The 5,275-nt window shown below is 56.2% G+C and carries 5 protein-coding genes and 1 pseudogene; 3 read left to right on the top strand and 3 right to left on the bottom strand.

The window, feature by feature from the left end:
- From VGE80_RS12090 to VGE80_RS12080, 3 genes are all read right to left on the bottom strand, one after another.
- Positions 1-225: hypothetical protein (locus tag VGE80_RS12090; protein ID WP_440592845.1), on the bottom strand; the 225-nt coding region annotated here is incomplete at its 3' end.
- A 527-nt stretch (positions 226-752) separates the two neighbouring features.
- Positions 753-1,586 carry a hypothetical protein gene (locus VGE80_RS12085; RefSeq protein WP_440592844.1) on the bottom strand — a complete coding sequence of 278 codons (834 nt, stop codon included), beginning with the start codon at positions 1,584-1,586 and terminating at the stop codon, positions 753-755.
- Positions 1,587-2,136: 550 nt separating this feature from the next.
- Entirely contained in the window at positions 2,137-2,628 is a 492-nt protein-coding gene (locus VGE80_RS12080) for an SRPBCC family protein (RefSeq protein ID WP_397569462.1), read from the bottom strand.
- Between the two features lie 477 nt (positions 2,629-3,105).
- Between VGE80_RS12080 and VGE80_RS12075 the strand changes: the two are divergent.
- The 3 genes and pseudogenes from VGE80_RS12075 to leuB form a co-directional block, all read left to right on the top strand.
- Positions 3,106-3,318 (top strand): annotated as a pseudogene (locus VGE80_RS12075) (hypothetical protein); the annotation flags it as partial.
- 71 nt (positions 3,319-3,389) lie between these two features.
- The gene (locus VGE80_RS12070) at positions 3,390-3,491 is read left to right on the top strand and encodes a hypothetical protein (RefSeq protein WP_373652811.1); all 102 of its coding nucleotides are present in this window, start codon (positions 3,390-3,392) and stop codon (positions 3,489-3,491) included.
- Positions 3,492-3,772: 281 nt separating this feature from the next.
- Positions 3,773-4,849, top strand: coding sequence for a 3-isopropylmalate dehydrogenase (leuB, locus tag VGE80_RS12065; RefSeq protein WP_440592843.1), 1,077 nt, complete (start codon positions 3,773-3,775; stop codon positions 4,847-4,849).
- The last annotated feature ends 426 nt before the right edge of the window (positions 4,850-5,275 follow it).

Genomic DNA, 5,275 nt, shown 5'->3' with positions numbered 1-5,275 from the left:
GCCGAATGACATCGAAACCCATGAACCAAGATAGCTCCATATTAGAGATTGAGCTGAAACATCTCGAAATGTCAGCTCGCCGAGCTCGCCTGGCGTCCGGACCTTTAGGCGACTTTCGTCGATCTCGAGTTCCGCAGCGATACCACGTAGGGGAGGACGGGGACTTTCGCGCCCATCAATGCTTTCGACGTCGGCGTCGAATCTCACGTAACACAGTTGATGCATCCGCCTGCTCCAATCCCAGTTCCGGTACCAATTCCACCAGCGTTCTTGCAGAAATGATCCTACGTTCATGCTGGGTGTAGCATCGCATCAAGGGGGATGGGCAATAGGGGCAAAGCATATTCTGTTGACGCATGCTCATGTTGCGTCCCTGCGAAATCCACCTGCAGTGTCCCCATGTCCTGACTTCCTGTCCCTAACGTCCCTGGGTGACCCCGTGCACCAATGTGTTTTTGATTGAACCTTTTAATCCGCAGATTGCGTTGATTTTCGCTGATGTACTTCTTGCCCTCGGAATCTGCGTCGCTCTGCGTCATTGGCGGATAGATCACTGGCTTGAGCATCACAATAAGTTATGCAACTGCTGTGTGAATTGGACTTTGCGAAAGACGGACCGTACCTGTCCTTGCCTCATACACTGGGTGGCTGCCGATTGCGATGCCTCCCTCAGCCCATCGTCATACTCGCACCTGCCCAGATATGTAGAACTCCTGTGTGCTTGTCCTGCGCGTGAGAGCGTGTCAGTCGAATTAGACTTGATCATCCAGTTCCTGATGCTGCAGGTAGTGTTCAATCGTCGGGGAGACGAGTTCCGCCAGCTTGGTTCCGCACCAGGGACTGATGTTATCCGAGAGTTGCTCGAGAAGTAGTGGTGTTTTCTGCTTTCTACCCCATTGATCATAGTCATCGGGGAGGACCCAGTGGAGCATTTCCTGGTACACTTCAGGGGAGATTACCGGGTTACCGGGGTCGAGCAGGTTTTTTAAAGCCTGTGACATCGCGGCCGCTTCTTCCGGCGCGCCGGAAGGTTTCGGCCCGTATTCGATTTCATACAGCAGCCGGGCCATCTGGAAGCGAGTGAGTTTCGTCAGACGCTTCATCAGTTCGCGGTGGTTTAATGCCGGGAGAAAGGTCTGGAAACGGTCCATCACCGATTCGCGCTCCCATTCCTCCTTTCGGTAAAGAGATGAGCGGGTAAAATCGCGGAACGCGTTGTACATCGCTTCGACGAATTGCCGGCGCGAAACCCGAGTCGTGAGGAGTTCTCGCGTGTCCGTCGATAGCGTTTCCGGCGGCAGCAGATCGTCGACACGATCTTGCAGTCGAAACAGCAATGTACCCCCATTGAGGCGACGAACGAGAAACTCTGCGTAGAGACCTTCCTGATTAATGTGGACGGAACACTCTTGAACTCCGGTCAGGATCGCGTGCAGCCACTGGATGAGATCCGGGAAGGGATCGAAGATATGTGAAGCTCTGATCGGGACAGAGACTTCTCCTGCGACAGTAAAGAATTCAATCCAACCTACATTGCAGTCTTTGAATTGGACGGTGATCGGCGTGGTGTTGTTGGCTTCGATCATCTCTCCGTGAACGGTTTGACTTTTGGGAATCCGGGCCGAACCATGACAGGCTCGATCAGGTATTTGCGCCTTTACCTGTGTGATTTTGGGATCTAGCTTACAATTGCGAACTCGGACGGGGAACGACCGCCGCGGCTGCGTCGATCGCTGGTCTTGTTAGAGGCGGTTGGTGCTGCCATGCCTGTGCTCATGATGCCGCTGCGATCACAGGGGGTCGTCAAACAACTGGGGGCTTTCGTTTTCACCAGATGATATTTTCCATTTGCCCAGAGGGTTTCCACATACAAGCTACGTCTCTCCGCATGCGACACTTCGCAGTAGACATCCCGCGTTCGATTCGGGTTCGCGGGAACGCGATGGAAAGCGACGCGAGTGCGATCGGTCCGGCAGGCTGGGAACTTGGTGGGGTAAAATTATGGTGAGGGTGCGGGGATCTGGATATGGTCGTGAAGTGAATCCTCACAGGGGTCAGGGATTTTTGATGTGCGGAGGCGGATGGTGATTGCCTGGAATCATTGTCCAGAAGGTATTTTGATAACGCCGCAGTTGTTTACTGTGGGCTCCATCCTGCGACGTGGGCGTCGGGGCATTTGTCGGCGACGAAGTTGAGTTTGATGCCGTGTTCGAGATAGGCCTTGGCTCCGGCGAGTGTCCATGTAAAACCCTGCGTCGAATCGGCGACGTATTTCACGAGTTCGTCTCCGGTGCCTGTCCAGCCAGATTCGGTGATGGTGACGAATGTGCTGGAATCGTCTCGGGCGGTGAATTTCCACTCGACGGTCGTGCGGCCACTGTACCCGTCCCACTCAAACTGGATTCGTTGGTGGGGCTCAAAGGCTAGGACCACGACCCGTGTCGATCCGGCATACATATCCCAATACCAGGTGACTTCCTGGCCTGCGGCGAGTCGCCCGGTGCTTCGGGTGAACCAGAATTGGGTGATCACGTCGGGATTAATAAAAGCCTCGAACACTTCCGTGACAGGCTTGCGGATGAGCATTTCGGTTTCTGCCACAGGGGCTTTGGTGATTTCTGCTTTCATGTGTTGTTCGCCTGAATCCTGGTGGATGACGCAGCTCGTACGAGGGGATCAGTTTCTCGCTGACGGAAGCGGGTCGCAACTCAACGGGATGTGGAGGAAGAGTCCGTTGCGATCTTGCTCGTGTTTGCGAGATGGAATCCGGGCCGAGGCAAGACTGCAAACGGATTCAGCGTGAATCGTGCGCTACAGCGTGCAAGGTATTGGCCTGGTGTCACATGTTCGACGAACGCCGGTGAACTGACCGTGGGAAAGAACCGGCAGACTTGTCGGCGGCGCGACCTGTGGGGCAATGTCGAGATGCAAGTTCGTCCGTTGCGGTGCAAATTGAAGGGACCCGTGACCCAAGGTGTTTCCGTCGCCCCGACGTATCCGTCGTATGTCTGAATTCCGTCTGACGAGCATGATTAACATCCCTCTATCTTGTTATCTTGGACGCAGAATAGGGGCTTGCATTATTGCGGCTTGTAATCGACTGCGATTCTCTCGCGCAGGCCCTCGACGTATGGTTCACCGAATGACATCGACCTAACGCAGCAGAGAAAGACACGATACCTGATCGTGACGGGTGAAGGGACGATGTTCGGTGGTGAGACAGGTCCGGCGATGACCGATGTGAACGACGGATTAGGCAAGACGATCATGGCGGTCGAGGCGGAATCCGACCATGCCGTGGTCTGGACGAACTCTGAGGATCTGGAACTTGATTTCGATGATCTCTCAAGGGACTGGCCAAGACTCGAATTGGCGGCTTCCACGCATTCATGGCTGACGGCTCGGTGCGATTCGTTTCTGAAAATATCGATCGACAGACGTTAAAGAGGCTCTTTACGGCCAGCGGCGGCGAGGTTCTGGATAACTTTTGAAGTCATCCCCTGCTCGTTCGACAGCAGGTTTGTCCCTTCGCCAGTATGGAGTGAGGCTGCCGTCGGGGGGGAATGCTGTCGAATTTCTCGCCTCGTCACCGGGGCTGGGGTGAAGTCACCGGGATTGGGATGGATCGATCCGGTTCGTTTTGCGTCGTGGAAAATTTCGCGACAGGTCGTGCTTCTTCCGGGCGGTAGACGCTTCCCCCCGTCGTTGCCGTGACTTAGAGTGTGGCGAAAGATCTGGTCGCTTCTTTCGTACTTTGAAGGGTTGATGCGCGGTGCAAGCTCATATTGTTTTGCTGCCTGGTGATGGGATTGGTCCGGAAGTGATTGCTCAGGGTGAACGAGTCCTGAAAGAAGTGGCCAGGAAGTTCGGCCACACTTTTGAATTCAGCTCGCACCCGATCGGCGGTTGTGCGATCGATCAGTTTGGCAACGCACTTCCCGACGAAACCCTCGCGGCTTGCAAGGCATCGCAGGCGGTCCTGCTGGGAGCGGTGGGTGGTCCGAAGTGGGACGATCCGAATGCGAAGACCCGGCCCGAAGCGGGACTGCTCAAGATTCGTAAGGAATTGGGGCTGTTTGCCAATCTGAGACCCATTTCCGTCTCGCCGCACCTCGTCGCCGCATCCCCGCTGAAGTCCGAGATCGTTTCCGGAACAGACATCCTGTTCTTCCGCGAGCTGACCGGCGGGATCTACTTCGGACCCTCTGGCAAGGAACCGCACGAAAGCGGCGAATCGGCTCACAACACCATGGTCTATTCGACGCATGAGATTGAGCGGATTGTGCGGCTGGCGGGTGAAGCGGCTCGGGGACGCCGGAAGAAGGTCACCTCGGTCGATAAAGCGAACGTGCTGGAAGTCTCACGGCTGTGGCGGAAGACGTTCGAACGCGTGATGAAGACCGAATTTCCGGACGTTCAGTACGAAAACGTGCTGGTCGACGCGATGGCGATGCACCTGATCTCGAAGCCCCGTGCCTTCGACGTGGTGGTGACCGAGAACCTGTTTGGTGACATTCTGACCGATGAAGGATCGATGTTGCCCGGTTCGATGGGGATGCTGCCGTCTGCCTCGATCGGATCCTCCGGCCCCGGACTTTATGAACCAATCCACGGGTCGGCACCGGATATCGCCGGTAAAGGGATTGCGAACCCGCTGGCGACGATTCTGGCTTCTGCCCTGCTCTTGCGACACTCATTGAAGCTGGAACAGGAAGCTGCGGCGATTGAGGCTGCTGTCGACCGTATTCTGGCCAAGGGGCACCGGACTGCAGACCTGGCAGGTGGAGCTGGATCGAGTCTCGGCACCGAGGCCATGGGGTCGCTGGTCATTGCAGAACTGGCCGGCTGAACGACGCACGAACCACAAACCGTCGCCTGCCTCAGGCAATGGTTTGCGGCGTTGGTTCCCGATGTTCGGGCCAGTGCACCTGTGGGACCCGGGCGATGCAGATCGTCAACTGCAAATGCGGGGTCTGGCCGGACAACAATCGCGATCCCCCCTGCTCTGCTGATAGAACGTTCGGACACCCGTCAACGGCGTCCGAACGTTCTTTGCTTACAGTGTTTCTTACTCCAAGACGAGCGCGTGTCCGCATGTGCACTCCGTTCTCGGGGATGATGCTGTTATTGGGGCGGAGAGACCTCAGGCCCGACAATGTCCAGTAGCTTTGCCGTTGGATGCACGGGATCCATGGCGATTGGCTGCTGCGTTTCGGCCTTCGCCACATTTCCGGCCGCATCACGGACAAGCAGTCGGAGATAGAACTGGGCGGGG

Source organism: Schlesneria sp., from assembly GCF_036405755.1.
Taxonomy (GTDB): domain Bacteria; phylum Planctomycetota; class Planctomycetia; order Planctomycetales; family Planctomycetaceae; genus Schlesneria; species Schlesneria sphaerica.
This window is presented reverse-complemented; position numbering and strand designations above follow the sequence as displayed.